The organism is Halomonas sp. DP1Y21-3 (assembly GCF_019801245.1).
GTDB lineage: Bacteria > Pseudomonadota > Gammaproteobacteria > Pseudomonadales > Halomonadaceae > Halomonas > Halomonas litopenaei.
In genome coordinates, this window is the sequence record NZ_JAHVJM010000006.1 from 194,151 (window position 1) to 217,789 (window position 23,639).

At 65.9% G+C, this 23,639-nt stretch carries 17 protein-coding genes; 13 read left to right on the top strand and 4 right to left on the bottom strand.

What is annotated here, in order from left to right; all coding sequences use genetic code 11:
- The first annotated feature begins 5 nt into the window (after window positions 1-5).
- The 3 genes from secA (at window position 6) to KUV74_RS17490 (ending at window position 5,223) form a co-directional block, all read left to right on the top strand.
- Entirely contained in the window at window positions 6-2,747 is a 2,742-nt protein-coding gene (secA, locus tag KUV74_RS17480; RefSeq protein ID WP_213228685.1) for a preprotein translocase subunit SecA, read from the top strand.
- A gap of 76 nt (window positions 2,748-2,823) precedes the next feature.
- Window positions 2,824-4,041 (top strand): bifunctional glutamate N-acetyltransferase/amino-acid acetyltransferase ArgJ, encoded by a 1,218-nt coding sequence (gene argJ / locus KUV74_RS17485; protein WP_222516966.1) that lies wholly within the window; start codon window positions 2,824-2,826, stop codon window positions 4,039-4,041.
- Window positions 4,042-4,275: 234 nt separating this feature from the next.
- Complete coding sequence (locus KUV74_RS17490; RefSeq protein WP_045993389.1) at window positions 4,276-5,223, top strand: Nudix family hydrolase; 948 nt, start codon at window positions 4,276-4,278, stop codon at window positions 5,221-5,223.
- A gap of 210 nt (window positions 5,224-5,433) precedes the next feature.
- On the opposite strand, the gene KUV74_RS17495 is transcribed toward KUV74_RS17490, so the two are convergent.
- Together KUV74_RS17495 and KUV74_RS17500 are read right to left on the bottom strand one after the other, a co-directional pair.
- Window positions 5,434-6,336, bottom strand: coding sequence for a carbon-nitrogen hydrolase (locus KUV74_RS17495; RefSeq protein WP_108132669.1), 903 nt, complete (start codon window positions 6,334-6,336; stop codon window positions 5,434-5,436).
- Window positions 6,333-7,385, bottom strand: coding sequence for an agmatine deiminase family protein (locus KUV74_RS17500; protein ID WP_222516967.1), 1,053 nt, complete (start codon window positions 7,383-7,385; stop codon window positions 6,333-6,335). Before KUV74_RS17500 ends, KUV74_RS17495 begins: the two co-directional genes overlap by 4 nt.
- A 142-nt stretch (window positions 7,386-7,527) precedes the next feature.
- On the opposite strand from KUV74_RS17500, the gene KUV74_RS17505 reads away from it, so the two are divergent.
- Window positions 7,528-8,769 (top strand): lipoprotein-releasing ABC transporter permease subunit, encoded by a 1,242-nt coding sequence (locus KUV74_RS17505; RefSeq protein WP_222516968.1) that lies wholly within the window; start codon window positions 7,528-7,530, stop codon window positions 8,767-8,769.
- Window positions 8,762-9,493, top strand: coding sequence for an ABC transporter ATP-binding protein (locus KUV74_RS17510; RefSeq protein WP_045993393.1), 732 nt, complete (start codon window positions 8,762-8,764; stop codon window positions 9,491-9,493). The genes KUV74_RS17505 and KUV74_RS17510 overlap by 8 nt, the downstream gene beginning before the upstream one ends.
- Window positions 9,494-9,697: 204 nt before the next feature.
- Here KUV74_RS17510 and KUV74_RS17515 read toward each other — a convergent pair whose 3' ends face one another.
- On the bottom strand, window positions 9,698-10,231 hold the full coding sequence (locus KUV74_RS17515; protein WP_045993394.1) for a DUF2062 domain-containing protein: 534 nt from the start codon (window positions 10,229-10,231) through the stop codon (window positions 9,698-9,700).
- A 248-nt stretch (window positions 10,232-10,479) separates the two neighbouring features.
- Here KUV74_RS17515 and KUV74_RS17520 point away from each other — a divergent pair, with 248 nt between their 5' ends.
- The 7 genes from KUV74_RS17520 (at window position 10,480) to murB (ending at window position 18,310) form a co-directional block, all read left to right on the top strand.
- Window positions 10,480-12,825 (top strand): DNA internalization-related competence protein ComEC/Rec2, encoded by a 2,346-nt coding sequence (locus tag KUV74_RS17520; RefSeq protein WP_261395544.1) that lies wholly within the window; start codon window positions 10,480-10,482, stop codon window positions 12,823-12,825.
- A gap of 146 nt (window positions 12,826-12,971) precedes the next feature.
- Window positions 12,972-14,708 (top strand): lipid A export permease/ATP-binding protein MsbA, encoded by a 1,737-nt coding sequence (gene msbA, locus KUV74_RS17525; protein WP_045993428.1) that lies wholly within the window; start codon window positions 12,972-12,974, stop codon window positions 14,706-14,708.
- The gene (gene lpxK / locus KUV74_RS17530; protein WP_222516970.1) at window positions 14,709-15,761 is read left to right on the top strand and encodes a tetraacyldisaccharide 4'-kinase; all 1,053 of its coding nucleotides are present in this window, start codon (window positions 14,709-14,711) and stop codon (window positions 15,759-15,761) included. It begins immediately after the preceding gene.
- Between the two features lie 41 nt (window positions 15,762-15,802).
- Window positions 15,803-16,024: a Trm112 family protein gene (locus tag KUV74_RS17535; RefSeq protein WP_045993429.1), complete on the top strand. Its 222-nt coding sequence runs from the start codon at window positions 15,803-15,805 to the stop codon at window positions 16,022-16,024.
- Window positions 16,025-16,038: 14 nt separating this feature from the next.
- Window positions 16,039-16,818, top strand: coding sequence for a 3-deoxy-manno-octulosonate cytidylyltransferase (kdsB, locus tag KUV74_RS17540; RefSeq protein ID WP_213228679.1), 780 nt, complete (start codon window positions 16,039-16,041; stop codon window positions 16,816-16,818).
- A gap of 23 nt (window positions 16,819-16,841) precedes the next feature.
- Window positions 16,842-17,312, top strand: coding sequence for a low molecular weight protein-tyrosine-phosphatase (locus KUV74_RS17545; protein ID WP_222516971.1), 471 nt, complete (start codon window positions 16,842-16,844; stop codon window positions 17,310-17,312).
- A gap of 26 nt (window positions 17,313-17,338) precedes the next feature.
- Window positions 17,339-18,310, top strand: a complete 972-nt coding sequence (gene murB / locus KUV74_RS17550) for a UDP-N-acetylmuramate dehydrogenase (RefSeq protein ID WP_261395545.1) — start codon at window positions 17,339-17,341, stop codon at window positions 18,308-18,310.
- 109 nt (window positions 18,311-18,419) lie between these two features.
- Here murB and KUV74_RS17555 read toward each other — a convergent pair whose 3' ends face one another.
- Window positions 18,420-22,025 carry an Rne/Rng family ribonuclease gene (locus KUV74_RS17555; RefSeq protein WP_222516973.1) on the bottom strand — a complete coding sequence of 1,202 codons (3,606 nt, stop codon included), beginning with the start codon at window positions 22,023-22,025 and terminating at the stop codon, window positions 18,420-18,422.
- Between the two features lie 569 nt (window positions 22,026-22,594).
- Here KUV74_RS17555 and KUV74_RS17560 point away from each other — a divergent pair.
- Window positions 22,595-23,542: an RluA family pseudouridine synthase gene (locus KUV74_RS17560; RefSeq protein WP_045993400.1), complete on the top strand. Its 948-nt coding sequence runs from the start codon at window positions 22,595-22,597 to the stop codon at window positions 23,540-23,542.
- Window positions 23,543-23,639 lie beyond the last annotated feature (97 nt).

A 23,639-nucleotide genomic window follows, 5' to 3' on the forward strand; every position in this document is an offset into this window, starting at 1 on the left:
GTTTCATGATCAATTCTCTGCTGCGTAAAGTCGTCGGCTCCAAGAACGACCGCGACGTCAAGCGCATGTCCCGCCAGGTTCGCGCCGTCAACGAGCTCGAGCCGAGCCTCGAAGCCCTCGATGACGCTGCGCTGGCCGCCCGCACCGCTGAGTTCCGTGAGCGTCTGGCGGCCGGTGAGTCGCTCGACGCCCTGTTGCCCGAAGCCTTTGCCACCGTGCGCGAGGCCAGCAAGCGGGTGATGGGCATGCGTCACTTCGACGTACAGCTGATCGGCGGCATGACCTTGAACCGCGGCCGGATCGCCGAGATGAAGACCGGTGAGGGCAAGACCCTGGTCGCGACCCTGGCGGTGTACCTCAACGCCTTGCCCGGCAAGGGCGTGCACGTGGTCACGGTCAACGACTACCTGGCCCGGCGTGACGCCAACTGGATGCGCCCCCTGTACGAGTTCCTCGGCCTGTCGGTAGGCGTGATCTACTCCGGCCAGACCTCCGAGGAGAAGCGTGACTCCTACGCCTGCGACATCACCTACGGCACCAACAACGAGTTCGGCTTCGACTACCTGCGCGACAACATGGCGTTTTCGCTGGAAGACAAGGTTCAGCGGGAACTGCACTTTGCCATCGTCGACGAGGTCGACTCCATCCTTATCGATGAGGCGCGCACGCCGCTGATCATCTCCGGTGCGGTGGACGAGAACACCGAGCTGTACAAGGTGGTGGATCGGCTCGCCAGGGAGCTCACGCCCTGCAGCGACGAGGAAGATCCCGAAAGCGGCGACTTTACCCTCGACGAGAAGCAGAAGCAGGTCGAGGTGACCGAGCGCGGCCACCACAAGGTCGAGGAGCTGATGCGCGCCCAGGGGCTGCTCGGCGAGGACGACTCGCTCTACGCCGCCCAGAACCTCAACCTGTTGCAGCATATGCACTCGGCGCTGCGTGCGCGCCACCTGTACCACCCTGACGTCGACTACATCGTCAGCGAGGGACAGGTGGTCATCGTCGACGAACACACCGGGCGTACCATGCCGGGACGTCGCTGGTCAGAGGGCCTGCACCAGGCGGTGGAAGCCAAGGAGGGTGTGACCGTCCAGCGCGAGAGCCAGACCCTGGCCTCCACCACCTTCCAGAACTACTTCCGCCTGTACGAGAAGCTGTCCGGGATGACCGGTACCGCCGATACCGAGGCCTTCGAATTCCGTCAGATCTACGGGCTCGATGTGGTGGTCATCCCCACCAACAGGCCGCTGGCGCGCAAGGACATGAACGACCTCGTCTACCTCAGCGCCGAAGAGAAGTTCGAGGCGATCATCGAGGACGTCAAGGTCCAGGTCGAGGCCGGCCGTCCGGTGCTGGTGGGTACCGCGTCCATCGAGACGTCCGAATACCTGGCCGAGTTGATGCGCAAGGCGGGCATCGACTTCAACGTGCTCAACGCCAAGCAGCACCAGCGCGAGGCCGAGGTTATCGCCCAGGCCGGGCGCCCAGGTGCGGTGACCATCGCGACCAACATGGCCGGTCGTGGTACCGATATCGTGCTCGGCGGCAACTGGGAGGCCGAAGCGGCCAAGCTGGAAAACGCCAGCGACGCCGAGGTCGAGGCATTGAAGGAGGCCTGGCGCGAACGCCACGAGGCGGTGCTGGCCGCCGGTGGTCTGCACGTCATCGGCTCCGAGCGCCATGAGTCACGGCGCATCGACAATCAGCTGCGTGGTCGTAGTGGCCGCCAGGGCGACCCGGGCTCGACCCGCTTCTTCCTGTCGCTGGAAGACAACCTGATGCGTCTGTTCGGTTCCGAACGGGTGCAGAAGCTGATGCAGGCGCTTGGCCTGGAGCGGGGCGAGGCCATCGAGCACAAGATGGTGTCCAACGCCGTCGAGCGTGCTCAGAAGAAGGTCGAGGGACGCAACTTCGATATCCGCAAGCAGCTGCTCGAGTACGATGACGTGGCCAACGATCAGCGTCGCGTGATCTACGAGCAGCGCAACGAGATCCTGGCCGCCAGCGACGTCTCCGACAACGTCATGGGCATTCGTGAAGAGGTGCTGGACGAGGCCATCAGTGCCTACGTGCCGCCCCAGAGCCTGCCCGAGCAGTGGGACCTGGCGGGGCTCGAGGCTCACCTCAAGAGCGAGTACCAGCTGGACGCGCCGGTGGTGCAGTGGGCCGAGGAGGACGAGCGGTTCCACGAGGAGCAGCTGCGCGAACGCCTGCAGACCCAGCATCGCGAGACCTACCAGGCCAAGGTCGCCATCGCTGGCGAGGAGCTGATGCGGCGCTTCGAGAAGCAGGTCATGCTGCAGGTGCTGGACACCCGCTGGAAGGAACACCTGCAGTCCATGGACCATCTGCGTCGTGGTATCCATCTGCGTGGCTACGCTCAGAAGAATCCGAAGCAGGAGTACAAGCGCGAATCCTTCGAGCTGTTCCAGAACCTGCTGACCAATATCAAGGCCGACGTCACCCGTATCCTCAGTCACGTGCAGGTGCGTGCCCCCGAGGAGGTGGACGCCCTGGAGCGTCAGCGTCGCGAGGCCCTTGCCCGCGAGAGCGCCCAGGCGGCCAGTCGCCACGACGCACCTGCCGCGACGGACGCCGAGATGGCCGACGAGGGCGGCGAGCGTCACGTCAACGAGGTTGCCGATCAGCGCCCGGTGCGTCGAGACGCCCCCAAGGTTGGCCGCAATGATCCCTGCCCCTGCGGCTCCGGCAAGAAGTACAAGCAGTGCTGCGGCAAGCTCAGCTGAGCAAGCCTCGCAACCCATGACGACGGCGACCCCGGGCTTCAAGGCCTGGGGTCGTCTTTGACGCAAGGAGAAAACAATGGCAGTCGGTGACAGCATTTTTCCGGCAATGGGGCCGATCCCCGGGGTTCGCCTGGGCAGTGCCATGGCAGGCATCAAGAAGCCGGGCCGGCGTGATCTGGTGGTGATCGAGGTGGCCCCGGGCGCCAGGGTGTCCGGCACCTTCACCCGCAACGCCTTCTGCGCGGCGCCGGTCCATGTGGCCCGCCAGCATCTGGCCGCGGGCGACGCGGTTCGCTACCTGGTCATCAATACCGGCAATGCCAACGCCGGCACCGGCGAGATCGGCATGCGCGACGCCCACGCCACCTGTCAGGCGCTGGCCGAACTCGCCGAGGTGTCGGCCGACCAGGTGCTGCCGTTCTCCACCGGCGTGATCGGCGAACCGCTGCCGATGGAGCGACTTCTCGGTGGCCTGCCAGAGGCGCTCGACCAGCTCGACGACGGTGGCGACGCCTGGGCTCGGGCGGCCGAAGGCATCCTCACCACCGACACCCGGACCAAGGGCGCGACCCGCCAGGTAACGCTCAAGCAGGGCACTGTCACCCTCAATGGCATCGCCAAGGGGTCGGGCATGATCCGTCCCGACATGGCCACCATGCTGGGTTTTGTCGCCACCGACGCGGCGATCGAGTCCGAGCGTCTTGATGCCCTGCTCAGGGAGGGCGTCAAGCGCTCGTTCAACAGCATCACCGTGGACTCCGATACCTCGACCAACGACGCCTGCATGCTGATCGCCACCGGCCAGGGCGCAGCACTCGCCGATGACGATGACGAGCGGATATTTCGTCAGGCCCTCGATGAGGTGCTGGTGGAGCTGGCCCAGGCGATCATTCGCGACGGCGAGGGTGCGACCAAGTTCGTCACCCTGGACGTCAGCGGCGCCCTGAGCGTCGAGGAGGCGCGCGAGGTAGCCTTTACGGTGGCCCATTCGCCGCTGGTAAAGACCGCACTGTACGCCAGTGACGCCAACTGGGGCCGTATCCTCGCCGCGGTGGGGCGTGCCCGGGTCGAGGACTTCGATGTCGATCGGGTGACCATCGATCTGGGCGATGTGCGCCTGGTCGAGAACGGTGGGCGTGCAGAGGGCTACAGTGAGGACGCCGGCAGTGCGGTGATGGCGGCAGAAGAGATCACCATTGCCATCGATCTGGGGCGTGGTGACGCTGCCGCGCGGGTGTGGACCTCCGACCTGTCCCACGACTATGTTTCGATCAACGCCGACTACCGCAGTTGATTCCGCATGGGTTCGTCGGCGGCAGATGAATCTCGGCCAGTGAATCGGTATCCTGTGTCGTCTTTTTTGCCTGTCCGGCGGGTAGCGGTGGAGCCGATCCATCGGCGATGCATCAGCGGCAGATGAATCTCGGCGAGCGAATCGGTATCCTATGCCGACTTTTATCGCCCTCCCGACTGAAAACTGGTGCGGGCGTGGCCCGCGAACCGAAGCTGGTATTGTTGAATGAACACTATGGTGAAGAGAAGGGTGCACGTGGCGGCGGCCGCCATCATCAGCCCGAACGGTGACGAAGTGCTGCTGGCCCGGCGTCCTTCCAATGTGGACCACGGCGGCCTTTGGGAGTTTCCCGGTGGCAAGCTGGCGCCCTACGAGACCGGGCTTGAGGCGCTCAAGCGCGAGTTGCACGAAGAACTCGGCATCGAAATTCGTCGCGCCCAACCGCTGATTCGCATCCACCACGAGTACTCCGACAAGCACATTCTGCTCGACGTCTGGCAGGTCAAGGACTTCTCCGGTGAGCCCTTCGGTCGAGAAGGACAGGCGGTACGCTGGGTGCCCATGGGCGAACTGATTGGCTATCCCTTCCCGGCCGCCAACCTGCCGATCCTGCGTGCGGTGATGCTGCCCTCGGAATACCTGATCAGTGACGAGGAAGCCGACGAGGACGCCTTCGACGCCAAGCTTGAGCGGGCCCTCGAGGAAGATGGCGTGCGTCTGGTTCAGCTGCGCGCCAAGACCCTCGACGAGGACGCCTACGTGGCCCGTGCGGAGCGTGCCCTGGCGCTGTGCCGTCGTTATGGTGCCAAGCTGATGCTCAACGGTGAACCGGAGCTGCTCGAGCGGATCGATGCCGATGGTATCCATCTGACCAGCGAGCGGCTGATGGGCCTGGAGCGTCGCCCCATCGCCGAGGCCAAGTGGTTGGCGGCCTCGACCCACGACAAGGCCCAGCTCGACCAGGCCCACGCCATTGGCTGCGACTTCGTGACCCTGTCACCGCTGCGCACCACTCCGTCCCATCCGGAAGTGGCACCGATCGGCTGGCATGACTTCCAGCAACTGGTCGAACGCGCCGGCATGCCGGTCTACGCGCTGGGTGGCATGACGCGCCACGACGCCAGCCATGCCCGCGCCGTGGGGGCCCAGGGGATCGCGTCCATCCGTGACTTCTGGCGCTAGGGCATTGGCGAAAAGGGCCAGCACCGGCCGTTAGCTACCAGATGCAAGAAACCCCGCCAGGGAGACCTGGCGGGGTTTCTTGCGTTCAGGGGCATGTCGTTCCATTGCCGCGTGGCTCTGTTCTCAAGCTCGAGGAGCGTCGGCGCTTTTCGTACAAGCCCTGGGCTTTATGCGAGAAGTCGACGAAGCCCGGCTCTTTGGCGGCAAGCCCTAGTCGCGGTAGCGGCGGGTCAGATCTCCATAGGCGTCGATGCGCCGGTCCCGCAGGTAGGGCCAGATCCGCCGCACGTTTTCGCCATGGTCGAGATCCAGGGTCACCAGCAGGGTCTCGGGCTCGGTGCCGGCGTGGGCCAGCAGCTCACCCTGGGGCCCGGCGACAAAGCTGCCGCCCCAGAAGTCGATGCCTTCGCTGACCTTCGAGTGATCCTCCTCGTGGCCCACCCGGTTGGCGACCAGCACCGGGACACCGTTGGCCACGGCGTGGCTGCGCTGGATCAGCGTCCAGGCGTCCTTCTGGCGCGTCTTTTCGGCGTCGTCGTCGCCCGGCGCCCAGCCGATGGCGGTCGGGTAGAGCAGCAGTTCGGCACCGGCCAGGGCCATCAGGCGCGCGGCCTCCGGGTACCACTGATCCCAGCACACCAGTACCCCGAGCCGGCCCACCGAGGTGTCGATGGGGGTGAACCCTTGTCCGAGAGAGGCGTCATGGTCTCCGGGGGTGAAGTAGAACTTCTCGTAGAAGCCCGGGTCGTCGGGGATATGCATCTTGCGGTAGTGACCCACCGCGCCCTTGGCGCCGTCGTAGACCACCGCCGTGTTGTGATAGATGCCCGGCGCGCGGCGCTCGAACAGCGAGCCCATCAGCACGATGTCGAGCTCCGCGGCGAGTTCGGCCAGTCGTGTGCCGGTGGGCCCGTCCAGCGGCTCCGCCAGGTCGAACAGCGCCGGATCCTCGTACTGACAGAAGTAGTGGGTGGCGTGGAGTTCCTGCAGCATCACCAGTCTGGCACCGCGGCCTGCGAGATCGCGGATGCTCGCTTCACTGGCGTCGAGACTTCTGGCCTTGTCGGGCCAGGCGGGTTGCTGGACCAGGCCCACGGTCAATTGGCGTGTCATCGGCGGTCTCCTTCGGCGGTGGTGAGGGTGCCCTGGGGCCACTGCATGGTCAGGCAGTGCAGGCTGCCGTGTTGAACGATGGCGGCGCTGGCGTCCACCGGGATGATATCCCGGTCGGGGAAGGCTCCGGCCAGGGCGTCTAGCGCCGCCAGGTCGTGACGATCGCCGTAGACCGGCACCAGCACCGCCCCGTTGATGATCAGGAAGTTGGCGTAGGTGGCCGGCAGGCGGTGGCCATCCTCGGCGTCATGGCAGGCGCCAGGCCAGGGCAGCGGTACCAGGCGATAGGGCGAGCCGTCGGCGCGGGTCAGCGCCTTGAGCTCGCGCTCCATGGCGGCGAGCTCGGCGTAGTGCGCATCGCTCGGATCATCGCAGCGCACATAGGCGATGGTCTGGGGATCACAGAAGCGCGCCAGGGTATCGATATGGCTGTCGGTATCGTCGCCTTCGAGATGTCCGTGGCAGAGCCACAGCACCCGGTGGATGCCCAGCGTCTCGGCCAGCCAGGTCTCGATATCGGCCCGTGACATCGAGGGGTTGCGGTTGGGATTGAGCAGACAGGCCTCGGTGGTCAGCAGCGTCCCCTCGCCATCGGTCTCCAGGGCGCCGCCCTCCATGATCACCGCGCTATCGCTTGTCGCGCAGGCGATCAAGCCGGCATCCTTGAGCTGGCGGGTCAGGGTGTTGTCGCGATCGGCCGGAAACTTGCCGCCCCAGCCGTTGAAGCCGAGGTCATGGAAGGTAACGCCGTTGCCGTCACCGGTCGCCAGCGGGCCATGGTCCCGGGCCCAGGTGTCGTCGGCGTCGACCACGGTCAGGCGCAGACGCTCGGGTGGCGCGCCTCGGGCCACCAGGCGGCCTGACAGCGCCTCGCCGGTAGCGTGGTCGGGCACCCCGATGATCACGCTCTGATAACGACTGATGATCAGGGCGAGCTGCTCGAGCATCGCCTCGATGGCGGGCAGCGTCGGCGCCCAGTCGCTGTCGCGGCGGGGCCAGGTCAGCTGGACGGCATCCTGAGGGTGCCATTCGGGTAGCAGGCGGGGCATGGGTGATGTCCTGGGGCCAAGAAACGGCGAAATGTAGGCGGCTGTGACCGAAGATGCAAGGATCTCGCAATTCCTCTGCCGTGGCGATGCAGTCGCTCGCAAAAAACCGTACCATGACGGCCCGCCGACAAGGAACGAGTCCATGCTTGATCGATTGCCCTTTCTGATCGGGTTGCGTTATGTGCGAGCCAAGCGACGCAACCACTTCATTTCGTTCATCTCGCTGACCTCCATGCTGGGTCTTACCCTGGGCGTGGCGGTGCTGATCCTGGTGCTCTCGGTGATGAACGGCTTCGACCGGGAGCTGCGCCAGCGGGTGCTGGGCATGGTGCCCCACACCCAGATCGAACAGGCCGGTGGGATGACCGACTGGCAGCCCCTGGCCGAGCGCCTGACCCAGCGCGAACATGTCATCGGGGCGGCGCCCTATATCCAGCAGCAGGGCATGTTCTCGGTGGCCGGGCGCAATCAGGGCGCCATGGTCAACGGCATCGAGCCCGACTGGGAGAGCCGGGTGTCAATCGTCGACGAGAACATGTCGCGTGGCTCGCTGGACGACCTCAAGGCAGGGGAGTGGCACATCGTGCTCGGCTCCATCCTCGCCAACAACCTCAACGTCGACGTGGGGGACAGCGTGACCCTGCTGGTGCCGGAGGCCTCGATCACCCCGGCAGGCGTCTTCCCCAGGCTCAAGCGCTTCACCGTCAGTGGCATCTTCAGTGTCGGTGCCGACCTGGACGCCAACCTGGCCTACGCCAACATCGAGGACATGCAGACCCTGGCGCGCATGGGTGACAGCATTGGCGGGCTGCGTCTGGAGCTCGACGATCTGTTCCTGGCCGGTCAGGAGACCCAGGCCATCGTCAATGAGCTGGGCGGTGGCTATCGCGGCTACGACTGGACCTTCACCCGGGGCAACCTGTTCCAGGCGATCCAGATGGAAAAGCGCATGATCGGCCTGCTGCTGACCGTGATCATCGCCGTGGCTGCCTTCAATATCGTCTCGACCCTGGTGATGGTGGTGACCGACAAGCACGCCGACATCGCCATCCTGCGGACCATAGGCGCCACCCCGGGTTCGATCATGGGCATCTTCATGGTCCAGGGTATCGCCATCGGGGTGATCGGTATCGTCATCGGGGTCGCGCTGGGTATTCTGCTGGCGCTGACGGTGTCCGATATCATTGCCTTCGTCGAGTCGACCCTGGGTATCCACTTCCTCGACGCGGGGGTCTACTTCATCAGTGACCTGCCGTCCCAGCTGATCTGGAGCGATGTCTATCAGATCGTGGGGGCCGCCTTCGTGCTGACTTTCCTGTCCACCCTGTATCCGGCCTGGCGCGCGGCGCGGGTCCAGCCTGCCGAGGTGCTGCGCTATGAATGATTCGGTAATCGCCAAGCCTGGTGTCGAGGCGTCGACCCCCGCCGGCAACGATCTGATGCTCGAGTGCCGCGAGTTGTCCAGGGTCTACGATGAAGGTCCCGCCGACCTGGTGGTGCTCGACCAGCTCGAGCTCAAGGTGCACGCCGGCGAGCGAGTCGCGGTGGTCGGCAGTTCCGGCTCCGGCAAGACCACCCTGCTCAACCTGCTCGGAGGCCTCGACAGCCCCAGCGCCGGCGAAGTACGGGTGGCCGACACCGTGTTGCACAAGATGGGCGACGCCGAGATCGGGCGCTTCCGCAATCGCCACATCGGCTTCGTCTACCAGTTCCACCATCTGCTGGCGGAGTTCTCGGCGCTGGAGAACGTGGCGCTGCCGTTGATCATTCGCGGTAGCCGCAAGCGTGACGCCGAGGACAAGGCGCGTGCTCTGCTGGACAAGGTAGGGCTGGGCCCCAGGGCCGAACACAAGCCCGGCGAGCTGTCCGGCGGTGAGCGCCAGCGTGCGGCGATCGCCAGGGCCTTGGTCACCGATCCCAGCCTGATGCTGATGGACGAGCCCACCGGCAACCTCGACAAGCACACCGCCGCCAGCATCCTGGCGCTGATGGATGAGCTTGCCGCCAGCGCTCGCTGCGCCTTCGTCATCGTCACCCATGACCCGGCCCTGGCCGCCCATCAGGACCGCGTGCTGAGACTCGACAACGGCAAGCTGCACGCCGAGTAGGTCTTTCGCAGCGTCCAGAAGAAGCCAGAAGAAGGCCCCGATGCAATCGCATCGGGGCCTTCTTTCGTAGGGGATTGCTTGTCCGGGCTTTCTCGGCAGACCAGCGGGAACGGCGCCGGGCCGAGCAGGGCCTTTTGCGCAGGCTGAGTCAGTGCGGCTGGGGCAGTGTGGCTGGGTCGATGCGGTTGAGTCAGTGTGGTTGGTTCAGTGCGGCTGGGTCCTGCGGCGTCGCCGGCGCGCGCGTGCCTTCCAGCTGCGTGCCACCTGCCAGCGCCATAGCAGGCGTATCACCAGGTTGGCCAGGCCGCCGACGGCGATCGCCGCCACAAGCGAGCCGATCAGGAGGGACGGCAGGATGTCCAGCAACTGGGACTGCAGCCAGTCGGTGGTCAGCCGATGGGGCGCCTCCAGCGCCGGGCGTTGCATCAGCCAGGCGCCGAGACAGTAGTTGGCGTAGAAGATGATCGGCATCGTCAGCGGGTTGGTGATCCACACCAGAGCCACCGACAGCGGCAGATTGCAGCGTCCGACACGGGCGCCGAGGGCGGCGACGACCATCTGACACGGGATCGGCAGCAGCGCGCTGAACAGGCCAACGCTGAAGGCGTTGGCCACGCTGCGGCGCGTCAGCACCCACAGGGCGGGGTCGGCGATCAGGTGCGCCATGAAGCGTAGCGAGCGCTGCCGGCGCAGGGCGTCCGGCGAGGGCAGATAGCGCTTGAGTAGTCGACGCGGCATGGCGAATCAGCTCGAGGCTGCGGATGCGTGGCTATTATCCATACAAGCCGCCGCCCTTGCCATGACGTCGGCCAACGATGGGCATGCGTGACGCCGCCGACAGGCTGTCGGGCTTCGGGGCCCCAAGCCTCCAGGGCTCCAGAGAGAGGGCGATGGAATCTGACGAAGATTGGCAACGATCGATACGTCGGCCGCCAGGCCGCTCCTGTCAAGGCACCTGTTCCCTCTCGCTGGCATGGGCGCTGGCCTTGGGCAGCGTCCTTGGAGGCGCCGGTCTGACGCTGCCCGAGGCCGCCCTCGGCCTGAATCTGCTGACAGTGGCGGCACTGGTATCACTGGCCTTGCGCCGGACGGCGGCGCTGCTGGTCTGTCTGGCCGGGCTGTGGGTGCTTGGCTGTCTGTTGCAGCAGCAGGCGGCCCGCTTGCCCTCGGGGCTTGCCGGGGTGCCGCTGACGGTCGAGGGGCGGGTGTTGGCAAGTCGCCAGAGCGATGGCCTGCAGCGTCTGACCATGAGGGTCGAGAGCTGCCGTCCCCTGGAAGCCGGGCTGCCTGACTGCTCGGGACTCGAGCGGATACGGGTCAGTCGCTATAGCACCATGGACGGCGAGGTCGGGACCGCGTCGGCAACAGCGCACACGATGATGGCCGTCGGTGAGCGCTGGCGGTTCGATGTACGACTACGCCCACCTGGTGGCCTCGCCAATCCCGGGCGCTTCGACTATCGCCGCTGGCTGTGGCGGGAAGGCATCCACGCCACCGGGTCGGTCATCGGACAACCGCCGCCGCAACGCTTGGCCGCCGCACCCCGGGACCCACGCCGAGTGTTACTGCGACAGCTCGATGGCCAGCCGCTGCATGAGACGACGCAGCGCTGGCTGGCGGCCTTGACCCTGGGGCGTGGCGAGCGACTCGAGGCCGACGACTGGGCGCTGCTCAACGCCACCGGGACGACCCATCTGGCGGTGGTGTCCGGGCTGCACGTGGGCCTGGTGGCAGCGCTGGCGCTGACACTGTCGCGCCTGGTGGCGCGGTTGATTCAGCCGGGGCGCTGGCGGCTTTTGCGTTGGCCGTGGCTGGCCGCCGCAACGGCCACCAGCGGCTTTGTCTGGCTGGTCGGCGCCGAACCGCCGGCGCTGCGGGCACTGGTGATGGTCCTTATCGCCCTTTGGGTGGCCGGGGGGCGGCATTCTCCTTCGCCGTGGCAGGGCTGGGCACTGGCCTGGGCGGTGGTCGTGCTGTGGGATCCTTTGGCGCTGTGGCGCCCCGGGCTTTGGCTGTCCTTCGGTGCTGTAGCCCTGCTGATCCTGATGTGGCAGGGCAGGCAGGTGCCGTCCGGGCTCAAGGGTGCCTTGGCGGCGCTATTGCGTACCCAGCTGTTGCTGGCGCTACCCATGGCGGGTCTGGTGCTGCTGGCGATGGGTCAAGTGGCGCCGTTGGCCCCCTTGGCCAATCTGCTGGCGGTGCCCCTGGTGACGCTGGTGCTGGTGCCGCTGGGGATGCTGGGCTGGGTGCTGTCGACGGTGTCGTCTGAGGCGGCGATGGCGAGCTGGTGGCTGTTCGAAGCGGGCCTTGAGGTGATGCTGGCGTCGTTGCGGATGTTCGCCGAACTGTCACCCGGTCTGTCGCTGCGAGAAGGAGGGCGCTGGACACTCGGTATTCTGCTGCTGGGCCTGGGCGCGCTGCTGTTGCTACCTGGCCTGGGTGCCGGGCTGCGATCAGCAAGCGTCCTGGCACTTGTTGCGGCCATGGCGATGATTCCGGCCTTCGGTGGCAGGCCCGGACCGGGCGAGGTGCGGCTGATGGTCTGGGACGTGGGGCAGGGACTGATGGTGGAGCTGATCACCGCCCGTCATCGACTGCTGTACGACAGCGGTCCTCGCTTTCGCTCCGGCTTTACGCCGCTGGCGTCCATCTGGGCATCTCCGCAAGCCTTTGACGAGGTGGTGATCAGCCACGCCGACCAGGACCACGCAGGAGGACTCGCCAGCCTGGTGCGTGATCATCGGGTGGCTCATTGGTGGTACCCCGAGGGCGAGACGCTGGCGCTGTCGGCGCACACGCCGCGACACCCTTGTCATGCCGGGGAGGGGTGGCGCTGGGACGGTGTCGACTTCACCTTTCTGTGGCCGCCTGCCTCGGCCGGCAGCGCAACGGCAAGCGACGTTGCCGGGCATGGCAGCAATGATCGCTCCTGCGTGCTGCTGGTGAGTACCGCCGGTGGCAGCGTGTTGCTTACCGGCGATGCGGGAAAACGCGTCGAGCGCTTCCTGATCCCGCGCTTGCCGCTGGCGCCTGCGGTTCTGGTGGTGGGGCATCATGGCAGCGCGGACAGCACCGGCGAGGCCCTGGTGACGGCCAGGCCGCCCCGCCTGGCGGTGATTTCCCGCGGTGCCTACAATGGCTTCGGTCATCCTGCCGACCAGGTGGTGCGTCGCCTGCGACGCGTCGGCAGTTGCCTGATGGACACCGCTGTGGATGGGCGAGTGAACATCCTCCTGTCGCAGGTCGGGATAGCGGCGGCGCAGGGTATCCATCCCCGTCTGACCGGTGGCGGTGTCGAAGGCCCCTGCCATGGGGTAGAATCGCGGCACTGAATCTCACTGCCCTGTGTGTCGGCCGGCCAGGAGCGACGCCGCGTCCGCTGTCGGCGGCAGACGGCCGTGCGGGTCCGGGTGATCGCCACCTGGACCATCCGCGGCGGCCAGACAGGACCGATTCCCTCGCAACTGGAGCCAACGTGATCGAATACTCCGGCTGGACGCTCTACAAGCGTCTTCTTGGTTACGTCAAACCCTTCTGGAAGTCCTTTCTCGTCGCCGTGGTCGGCTACGCCATCTACGCGGCGTCCAGTACCGCCCTGGCCGAGATGATGAAGCGCCTGATCGATGGCATCCAGAATCCCGACGCCGCCTTTCGTCTGTTTCTGCCGCTGTTCGTCGTCGGCATGTTCGGCGCCAGGGGTGTCGGCACCTTTCTCGGCACCTACTTCATGAGCAACGTTGCACGCAACATGGTGCACGCGCTGCGCTGTGACGTCTTCAACCATATGCTGCGCCTGCCGGGGCGCTTCTTTGACAATCATTCTTCCGGCCACCTGATCTCGCGGGTGACCTACCATGTGGAGCAGGTGACCGGCGCAGGCACCAAGGCGATCACGGTAATCCTGCAGGAAGGGCTGTTCGTGCTCGGCCTGCTGGGCTATCTGCTGTGGACCAACTGGATGCTGACGCTCTTGTTCATGGCAGTGACGCCGCTGATTGGTGGCGTGGTGAGCTACGCCAGCAAGCGCTTTCGGCGCATTTCCAAGCGCATCCAGCGCTCCATGGGGGACGTCACCCACGTCGCCTCCGAGGCCTTGACCGGCTACCGCGTGGTGCGTACCCACGGCGCCGAGAAATACGAGATGGGGCGCTTCCACGACGCCAGTGAAGTCAACCGTCGCCAGAGCCTGAAGGAGGCCCTGACCAAGGCCACCAGCACTCCGGTCATCCAGATGCTGGTGGCACTGTCGCTGGCGCTGCTGGTGTGGCTTGCCATGTCACCGGCGCTGATGGACAACATGACGCCGGGCGAATTCGTGGCCTTCATCACCGCCGCCTCGCTGATGGCCAAGCCGATTCGCTCGCTCAGCGAGATCAACGGCACCATCCAGAAGGGTATCGCTGCCTCCAGTGAACTGTTCGGGCTGCTCGACGAGCCTGAGGAACGCGACACCGGAACCCTGATGCCCGAGCGCCTGCAGGGGCGGATACAGCTCGAACAGGTGCGCTTCGCCTACGGAGACGATCAGCCCGAGGTGCTCAAGGGCATCGACCTGGACGTGCGCAAGGGCGAGATGGTGGCCATCGTCGGCCGCTCGGGCAGCGGCAAGTCGACCCTGGTCAGCCTGTTGCCGCGCTTCTACCGACCGACGGGCGGGCGTATCCTGATCGATGGCACCCCCATCGAGGAGTACCAGCTGACGGCGCTGCGACAGCAGATTGCGCTGGTGTCCCAGCAGGTGACGTTGTTCAACGCCACCATCGCCGAGAACATCGCCTACGGGGTCCCCGATGCCGATCCTGCTGACATCGAGGCAGCGGCCCGCGCCGCCCACGCCCATGAGTTCATCGAGCGCATGCCCGGCGGCTACCAGGCGCTGGTCGGAGACAACGGCGTGATGCTCTCCGGTGGTCAGCGTCAGCGCATGGCGATCGCTCGGGCGATCTTCAAGGATGCTCCCATCCTGATCCTCGACGAGGCGACCTCGGCGCTGGACACCGAGTCCGAGCGCCATATCCAGGCGGCCCTGGAAGAGGTCTGCAAGGACCGCACCACCCTGGTCATCGCCCACCGCCTGTCGACCATCGAACGGGCCGACCGCATCCTGGTCATGGAGCAGGGCGAGATCATCGAGCAGGGCTCCCACGCCGAGCTGCTGGAACGCGATGGCGGTGCCTACGCCGCGTTGCACCAGCTGCAATTCCAGGAGGCGTAGATGGGGCTTGGGCAGCGCTGGCTCGAGGCGGCCTATCGTGGGGCTCCCTGGCTTGCCGTCCTGCGGCCGCTGGAGGCGCTCTATCGCCGCGAGGTACGCCGGCGAGCCGACGCCTTTGCGCGTGGCGACAAGCCGGTGTGGCGCGCTTCGGTACCCGTCATCGTGGTCGGCAACCTGACTCTCGGCGGCACCGGCAAGTCGCCGCTGGTCGCCTGGATGGGGCGGCACCTGGCCGAACGCGGCTTTCGCCCCGGGATTCTGTCACGGGGCTACGGTGGCAAGGCCGATGGCTACCCCCTGCACCTTGCCGCCGATACACCAGTAGCGGCCAGCGGCGATGAGCCGCGAATGCTGGCCGATCAGACCGGGCTGCCGGTGGTGGTCGACCCGGACCGCCCGCGTGGGGCCCAATGCCTGATCGACGCCGGTTGTGACGTCATCGTCACCGACGACGGTCTTCAGCACCATGCCCTGGGGCGTGATCTCGAGGTGGTGGTGGTGGACGCCAAGCGAGGCTTCGGCAACGGGCGCTGCCTGCCGGCAGGGCCGCTGCGCGAACCGCTGGAGCGGCTGGAGCGCATCGACGCACTGATCGTCAACGGCGAATCGTCGAGCGCGCTTGCCGCTGACGGCTTCACCATGCAACTGGAGCCCGCCTGCTGGCGCAGGGTCGGTGACGACGAGCGGCGTCCACTGACGCCGCTGCCTTTCGCCACTCCGGTCACCGCAGTGGCAGGGATCGGTCATCCGGAGCGTTTCTTTACCACCCTGTCGGAGCTGGGGGTCGCCCATCGACCGGCCCCCTTTTCCGACCACCACCGGTTCAGCCCGGCCGACCTGACCACCAGCGACCAGCGACCTGTGGTGATGACCGCCAAGGATGCGGTCAAGTGTCGAAGCTTTGTTCCCGACGATTGCTGGGCCCTGGATGTCGAGGCTAGACCCGAGGCGTCCTTCGTGGCCTGGTTCGATCGGCGAGTGTCCGCCTGGCGAGGCACCGACGATGCGCGGGTCGCTCATGATACCGGGATCGCGCAGCGGCAGAGTGACTGAGCGCTGCCGCCGAAGGCTCAAATTCAACAGGAGAAACGATGATGGACAAGGAACTACTGGCGATGCTGGTGTGCCCCCAGTGCCAGGGCAAGCTGCGCTACGACCGCGATGCCGGCGAGCTGTGCTGCCAGTTCGATGGCCTGGCCTATCCGATCCGTGACGGCATCCCGGTGATGCTGGTCGAGGAGGCGCGGGTCATGGAGGTCGACGAGACCCTCAAGACCAACCCCGGGCGGGGCGCCTCCAGCACGGACCAGACGTGAAGGAGCGCTAGCCGATGCAGGATTTTATCGTTGTCATACCGGCGCGTTACGGCTCGAGTCGTCTGCCCGGAAAGCCGCTGGCAGATATCGCCGGCCGCCCCATGGTCGCCCGGGTCTGGGATCAGGCCCGGCGCTCCTCGGCGAGTCGAGTGGTGATCGCCACCGACGATGCGCGCATCGAAAGCGTGATGCTCGAGCTGGGCGCCGAGGTGGTGATGACCCGCGAGGACCATACCACCGGGACCGATCGGCTGGCGGAGGTGGTCGAGCGCCTGGCGCTGCCGGACGAGGCGGTGCTGGTTAACGTCCAGGGGGACGAACCGCTGTTGCCGCCCGAACTGATCGATCAGGTGGCGGGGCGGCTGATGCGCGACGAGGGCGCCTCGGTCGCGACCCTGGCCGAGTCCATCGGCGACGTCGATACCTTGTTCAACCCCAATGTGGTCAAGGTAACCCGGGCCGCATCGGGCAGGGCGCTGAGCTTTTCTCGCGCCCCGATGCCCTGGGACCGGGAGGGCTTTCGTGAGCCGCCAGCGCTGCTCACCACCGACGCCTGGCTACGCCATATCGGCCTCTATGCCTATCGAGCGAGCTTTCTGCGGGCCTTCAGCCAGTGGCTGCCGGCTCCCATCGAGCAGCTCGAACAGCTCGAGCAGTTGCGCGCGCTGCACTATGGGCACGCCATCCAGGTGGCGCTGGCCGAGCAGACGCCCGGGGCGGGGGTGGACACCGCCGAGGATCTTGAGCGGGTTCGCGCCCATTTCGCCGGCCAGCAGACGTCGCCGGACCAGTGAAGGCCAACGATCAGGAGACAAGCATGCGGGTACTGTTCGTATGTCTGGGCAATATCTGCCGCTCGCCCACCGCCGAGGGGGTAGTGAGGCAGCGACTCGAGGAGCACGGTCTGGCGGACCGGGTGGTGCTGGATTCCTGCGGCACCGGGCCCTGGCACGTGGGTGAGCCACCGGATGCCCGCGCCCAGCAGGCCGCGTGCAAACGGGGTATCGACCTGTCGGCCCTGCGCGGTCGCCAGCTCGAGGTCGCCGATTTCGAAACGTGTGACTACCTGCTGGCGATGGACGCCGACAACCTGAGCGTGCTCGAGCGCCAGGCGCCGGCGAATTGCCAGGCCCATATCGGCCTCTTGATGGAGTTCGCCGGGGAGCCCGGCGTTGCGGTGCCGGACCCCTACTACGAGGGCGGCTTCGATGGTGTCTACGCGATGATCGAGCGTGCCGCCGATGGCCTGGTGGCCACCTTGTCGCAGCGTCTGGGGGCGTCGTCTTGAGGCCCGTCATAGGCCTCGATCAGGACTTGACCCGAGCCAACACCCTGGGGCTGCCCTGTGTCGCCGAAGAGGTCGTCGACGTCTTCAGTCGTGATCAGCTCGCCTCCCTGATCAGGCAGGTCGGAGACCGCCGATTGACCCTGCTCTCCGGCGGCAGCAATCTGATTCTGCCCGACTATCTGCCGGGGATGACGCTGCGACCGCGGCTCGATTACTGGTGGGTCGAGCGGCGCGGACAGGATGCGCTGGTGCATGTCGGTGCCGGGGTCAACTGGCATCGACTGGTCATGGCGCTGGCGTCGAAGGGGTGGTGGGGCATCGAGAATCTGGCGCTGATACCCGGGCACTGTGGTGCGGCACCGGTACAGAACATCGGTGCCTATGGGGTCGAACTGGCCGATGTGCTTGAGTCGGTGACCCTGGTCCATCGCGACAGTGGTGCGGTGGAAAGCTTGCCGGCTGGTGCCTGTGGCTTCGGCTATCGGGAGAGCCGCTTCAAGGGGGAGTGGGACGGCAAGGTCATCATCACCGACCTCACCTTGAGGGTCAGCCGTCACGGCGCGCCGAAGCTTGGCTACGGCGATCTGGCGTCCCGGGTGGGGGAGGCCCCCGCTCCTCTGGCGGTGGCCGAGGCGGTCTGCCAGGTGCGCCGCGAGAAGCTGCCCGACCCCGAGCAGCTCGGCAATGCCGGCAGCTTCTTCAAGAATCCTGTGGTCGAGGCAGCGCGTGCCGGGGCACTGCGCGAGAGCTATCCGGGTATGCCGGCCTATGAACTGGAAGACGGACGGGTAAAGCTGGCGGCGGGGTGGCTGATCGATCAGTGCGGCCTCAAGGGCTGGCGACAGGGTCACTTTGGCGTCCATGATCGTCAGGCGCTGGTGCTGGTGCACCACGGTGGCGGCAATGCCACGGAATTGCTGGCGTTCGCCGACCAGGTGTCGGCGCGGGTCGCCGAACGCTTCGGTGTGACGCTCGAACGAGAGCCGCGCCTGGCCTGATTTGTAGCACCTGACTTGCCGGCACCGGAGGCGCTGTGTGAGTAACGAAAGCGCATAAATGAAAACGCCCGCGTCCTTGGACGCGGGCGTTTTGCTTTACGGCGAGTGATCAGCTGTTGTGGCCGTCACTTGCCTTATCGGCCTCGAGCTTGCGACGCTCGCGCGGGTCGTTGTGGGCCCGGCGACGGCGACGGCGGCGAGGCGCCTGGCCATCATCAGTGGCGCCACTCAAGGCGTCGTCTTCGGCCTTGGCGTCAGTCTTGGCTTCTGTCTTGGCGTCGTCGGCCTTGGCGTCAGTCTTGGGCGCCTCGGCTTTCTCTTCCGCCTTGGCATCGGCCTTGGGTGCCTCCGCTTTCTCTGCAGCTTTCGCTACGGCTTTCTCTGCAGGTTGGGTGTCAGCCTTGGGAGTCTCGGCCTTTGGCGTCTCGGCCTTGGCTTCGGCTTTCGGCTCGGCTTTCTCTGTAGGCTTGGTGTCAGCCTTGGGGGCCTCAGTCTTGGGAGCCTCGGGCTTGGGAGCCTCGGACTTGGGAGCCTCAGCCTCAGCCTTGGCTTCGGCTTTCGGCTCGGCTTTCTCGTCAGCTTTCTCTGCAGGCTTGGTGTCAGCCTTGGGGGCCTCAGTCTTGGGAGCCTCGGGCTTGGGAGCCTCAGCCTTGGCTTCGGCTTTCTCTGCAGCTTTCTCTGCAGCTTTCTCGACGGCCTTGGCGTCAGCTTTGGGAGTCTCGGCCTTGGCTTCGGCTTTCGGCTCGGCTTTCTCTCCAGGCTGGGCGTCAGCCTTGGGAGCCTTGGCTGCAGCTTCAGGCTGGGCGTCAGCCTTGGGAGCCTCGGCCTTGGCTTCGGTCTTCGGCTCGTCTTTCTCTACGGGCTTGGCGTCGTCCGACTTGGGAGCCTCGGCGTTGGCGACGGGCTTGGTATCCGCCTTGGGGGCTTCGGCTTTGGCGTCGGCCTTGTCGTCAGCCTTGGAAGTCTCGGCCTTGGCTTCGGCTTTTGGCTTGGCTTTCTCTGCAGCTTTCTCGACGGGCTTGTCGCCAGCCTTGGGAGCCTCGGCCTTGGCGTCAGCCTTGGGGGCTTCGGCCTTGGCTTCGGCTTTTGCTTCGGCTTTTGCTTCGGCTCTTGTTTCGGCTTTTGCTTCGGGCTTGGTCTGTTCGGCCGTAGCTTCCGCAGCGCTTGCCTGGCCCGCATCGGGCTGAGCTTCCTGAGCCGCGGCCGCTTCCGCCTGCAGGCGTTGCTGCTCTTTCAGCGCCTCGGGGTTGATGGCGTGCTTGCGGCTGCGGTTGCGCGGATTGTTGCGGGTGCGCTTGGGCTTGCTGTCCTTGGCAGCATCGCTGCTGGCAGCATCTGCCTGCTGCGTTTCACCGCGGCTGGCCGAACGGGGCGACTTGTTGTCGTCGCTCTTGCGGCTATCCGGCTGGCGGCTTTCCTGTTGACGACCCTCCTGCTGACGACCCTCTTGCTGACGTCCTTCAGCCTGGCGGTTGTCCTGCTGACGATTGTCGTCACGGCGAGAGCGCTGGCGGTTGTCGTTGCCGTCATTTCTGTCGGCTCGAGTGTCTGCCTTGCTGTCGGTGCGTGCGTCGTTTCGAGTCTCGCTGCGGCCGTCGCTCTTGGCGGCCGGCTGGCGGCGATCCTGCTGGCGACGGTCCTGGCTGTTGCCATCGCTACGGTTGGATCTGTTGCTGCTCTGACGCTGGCCGTTCTGGCTGCCACCACGGCGATTGCGCTGTCGCGTGTCGCTACCGCGCTGCTGGCCGCTGTCGCTGCGCTGTTGGGCGCCGCGCTGAGCATTGTCGTCGCGACTCGAGGACTGAGTGCGAGTGCTGCTCGAGCCTTGGCTGCCGCTCGTGGCGCCGTTACTGGTTTCTTCCTCGCCGCCGAGGAAGCGAGCGAAGCCCTTGACCAGTCGACCGAACAGGCCGGCGTTCTGAACCGCCTGACGAGACTCTGCGGGGCTCTGACGGCCTGACTGGCGATTAGCCTGAGGGCTGCTCTGCCTGCGGCTGGACGACGAGGCCTGGCGACCGGATTGAGCGCCCTGAGCGCTGGGCTGACGACTGGGCTGTGCGGGCTTGTCCTCGCTGGCAGCCTCTTCCTGGCTCAAGGAAGCGGGGGCAGGGGCGTTGTGGACCACGCTCTTGACCGCGGCTTCGGCGCGTTGCACCGGCTTGCCGAAGGCGGCGTCGGGCTCCTTGCCGACCTCGGTGTCGGTGGACAGCTCGAAACTGGAGGCGTTGGCGGTGCCTTCCTCGTCGACGTGGTCGTCGCGCAGACGCTGGACGTCGTAGTGGGGGGTGTCCATGTCCGGGCTTGGCAGGATGACCACGCGGACGCCCTGGCGACGCTCGATGTCGGCCAGGATGGCGCGCTTCTCGTTAAGCAGGTAGGTAGCGACAGGCACCGGCAGGATGGCGCGGATCTGAGCGCTGCGCTCCTTCATGGCCTCTTCTTCGATCAGGCGCATGACCGACAGCGAGAGCGAACGCACGTCACGGATGGTGCCCTGGCCGTCACAGCGGGGGCATACCACGCCGCTGGTTTCGCCGAGGGACGGACGCAGACGCTGACGCGACATTTCCATCAGGCCAAAGCGCGAAATACGGCCGATCTGTACCCGGGCACGGTCGAGCTTGAGGGCGTCGCGAGCGCGGTTTTCGACCTCGCGCTGGTTGCGTGCTGGCCCCATGTCGATGAAGTCGATGACCACCAGGCCGCCGATGTCACGCAGGCGCAACTGGCGAGCGATCTCGTCGGCCGCCTCCAGATTGGTCTGCAGCGCAGTCTCTTCGATGTCACTGCCGCGTGTCGCTCGCGCCGAGTTGATGTCGATGGACACCAGTGCCTCGGTGTGGTCGATCACGATGGAGCCGCCGGAGGGCAGCTTCACTTCACGCTCGTAGGCGGTCTCGATCTGCGACTCGATCTGGAAGCGCGAGAACAGCGGCACCTCGTCGGCGTACAGCTTGATCTTCTGCTGGTAGGACGGCATCACCTGGCGAATGAAGGCCAGCGCCTCCTGGTGCACCTCGGGGCTGTCGATCAGTACCTCGCCGATATCCTGGCGCAGGTAGTCGCGCATGGCGCGAATGATGACATTGGACTCGCGGTAGATCAGGAAGGGGGCGGCGCGCTTGCCGGCTTCCTCGGTGATGGATTCCCACACCTGTACCAGATAGTCGAGGTCCCACTGCAGCTCTTCGGGCGAACGACCGATACCGGCGGTACGCACGATCAGGCCCATCTTGTCGGGCACGCTGAGCTGGCCCATGGCTTCCTTCAGCTGGGCGCGTTCCTCGCCCTCGATGCGACGCGAGATGCCGCCTGCGCGGGCGTTGTTGGGCATCAGCACCAGGAAGCGGCCGGCCAGGCTGACAAAGGTGGTCAGGGCGGCGCCCTTGTTGCCACGCTCTTCCTTGTCGACCTGAACGATGACTTCCTGACCTTCCTTCAGTACTTCCTTGATGCTGGGGCGGCCGGAAGGCTCCTTGACGAAGTACTCGCGAGCAATTTCCTTGAGGGGCAGAAAACCGTGGCGTTCGGCGCCGAAATCGACAAAGGCGGCTTCGAGGGAGGGTTCCACGCGGGTGATCTTGCCGCGATAGATATTGGCTTTTTTCTGTTCCCTGGCACCGGATTCGATGTCCAGGTCGTACAGGCGTTGTCCATCCACCAGGGCGACACGCAGCTCTTCGGGCTGGGTCGCGTTGATGAGCATCCGTTTCATGTTGTCTCGCAATATGGGCGCGCCGGAGGGCGCCCATGGGCAACGGCAAGGGTGAACCGTTGGTGCAGCGTGCTTGTGCTCAGCGCATGTCGCGGAAGCTGCGCCCGGCCGCGACGTTACTTCATCAGGAACGTCACGGCATGATCATGTTGAGTACGGGGCGGAGGGAGGACGTGTCTCGGTGGGGCCTTGCCCATCCGGTCCTGCCGTCACCGCCAACACCTGGCATTCATCGATTCACCGCTGCCGGCCTCCGGCACGGTGTTGTACGTCTCCCGGCGACGGCCCACCCCTTCGGAAAGGTATCCAGCTGGGGTGGAGCGCGCCGGGCTCGGTGTTGTCACTTGACATCGGCGGCGGGACCTCTGTGGGTCGTCGCGGCCTCTGTGGCAAACGCTGTGTCAGTCACGTTTCGCTCGGGCCTGCGTGTCTAGTCGTGCAGGCGCTTGCAGGGGTCAATCGGACCCGGGGAGCGAACAAGCAATATAACAGCAATGCCAGGGGTCAGCAATTGGCGACAAGCTGCGCTAGAATGGCGCTTTATTGCGGGTTTCGAGTGGGGTGACAGCGTGGCCGAAGGGCGTGAAGTGCAGTGGGTGGAAGTGACCGAAGGCCAGGTCGGCCAGCGCGTCGACAATTTTCTGATGAGTCGCCTCAAGGGCGCCCCCCGTTCGCTGGTGTATCGCATCGTGCGCAAGGGTGAGGTGCGCGTGAACAAGAAGCGGGTCAAGGCGGATACCCGTCTGGCGCTTGGCGATCTGGTGCGTATTCCCCCGCTCAAGCTGGCACCGCAGGAGGCAGTGCGCGAGGTCAGCGATAATCTGCGTAATCTGCTGGCCGGCAGCGTGCTGCTGGAAGGGCCTGACTGGATGGTCTTGAACAAGCCGTCGGGACTGGCGGTGCACGGCGGCAGTGGTGTCAAGATCGGACTGATCGAGGCGCTGCGGCAGGTGCGCGAGGACCTGGACTTCCTGGAGCTGGTGCATCGGCTGGATCGGGATACTTCAGGGTGTCTGCTGCTGGCCAAGTCCCGGCCGGCGCTGCTTGCGCTGAACCAGTCGCTCAAGCAGCACAAGATGAACAAGCAGTATCTGGCGCTGGTGGCAGGCCGCTGGCCAGCCCGTCGGGATTTCGTCAGTGCCCGCCTGGATCGCTACGACGCCGGCAACGGCGAGCGTCGAGTCAGGGTCGATCCGCAGGGCAAGGTGGCTCGGACCCGCTTTGGTGTGCGTGAGACCTTTGCCGGTGCAACCCTGGTGGAGGCGGAGCCGATCACCGGGCGTACCCATCAGATTCGCGTCCACGCTGCCCACGCCGGACACGTGCTGTTGGGCGACGACAAGTACGGTACCCGAGAGGGCGCTCGCCTTGGGCGCGAACTGGGGCTGGATCGCTTGTTTCTGCATGCTGCCTCGCTGACCTTCCCCGAGCCGACCAGTCAGCGGCCGGTGCAGATTCGCGCTCCCCTCGACGATGCCCTGGAAACTGTGCTCGACAAGGCTCGGCGGCGACAGTGAAAGATGTCGCCGGCGGCCTTGCCTGGTGCCCGCCTTGTGGCAAGAAAGACTGAAATTACAGTGCGCTAAATGAGCAAGTGTGGGTGAATCGCTGTGT

Excerpts from the sequence above, each read along its gene's own strand:
- KUV74_RS17505 (WP_222516968.1), top strand. The coding sequence starts at position 7,528 with ATGCTTGATCGATTGCCCTTTCTGATCGGGTTGCGTTATGTGCGAGCC.
- secA (WP_213228685.1), top strand. The coding sequence starts at position 6 with ATGATCAATTCTCTGCTGCGTAAAGTCGTCGGCTCCAAGAACGACCGC.
- KUV74_RS17490 (WP_045993389.1), top strand. The coding sequence starts at position 4,276 with ATGGTGAAGAGAAGGGTGCACGTGGCGGCGGCCGCCATCATCAGCCCG.
- KUV74_RS17545 (WP_222516971.1), top strand. The coding sequence starts at position 16,842 with ATGCGGGTACTGTTCGTATGTCTGGGCAATATCTGCCGCTCGCCCACC.
- argJ (WP_222516966.1), top strand. The coding sequence starts at position 2,824 with ATGGCAGTCGGTGACAGCATTTTTCCGGCAATGGGGCCGATCCCCGGG.
- KUV74_RS17500 (WP_222516967.1), bottom strand. The coding sequence starts at position 7,385 with ATGCCCCGCCTGCTACCCGAATGGCACCCTCAGGATGCCGTCCAGCTG.
- KUV74_RS17515 (WP_045993394.1), bottom strand. The coding sequence starts at position 10,231 with ATGCCGCGTCGACTACTCAAGCGCTATCTGCCCTCGCCGGACGCCCTG.
- lpxK (WP_222516970.1), top strand. The coding sequence starts at position 14,709 with ATGGGGCTTGGGCAGCGCTGGCTCGAGGCGGCCTATCGTGGGGCTCCC.
- KUV74_RS17555 (WP_222516973.1), bottom strand. The coding sequence starts at position 22,025 with ATGAAACGGATGCTCATCAACGCGACCCAGCCCGAAGAGCTGCGTGTC.
- kdsB (WP_213228679.1), top strand. The coding sequence starts at position 16,039 with ATGCAGGATTTTATCGTTGTCATACCGGCGCGTTACGGCTCGAGTCGT.
- KUV74_RS17535 (WP_045993429.1), top strand. The coding sequence starts at position 15,803 with ATGGACAAGGAACTACTGGCGATGCTGGTGTGCCCCCAGTGCCAGGGC.
- KUV74_RS17510 (WP_045993393.1), top strand. The coding sequence starts at position 8,762 with ATGAATGATTCGGTAATCGCCAAGCCTGGTGTCGAGGCGTCGACCCCC.
- KUV74_RS17495 (WP_108132669.1), bottom strand. The coding sequence starts at position 6,336 with ATGACACGCCAATTGACCGTGGGCCTGGTCCAGCAACCCGCCTGGCCC.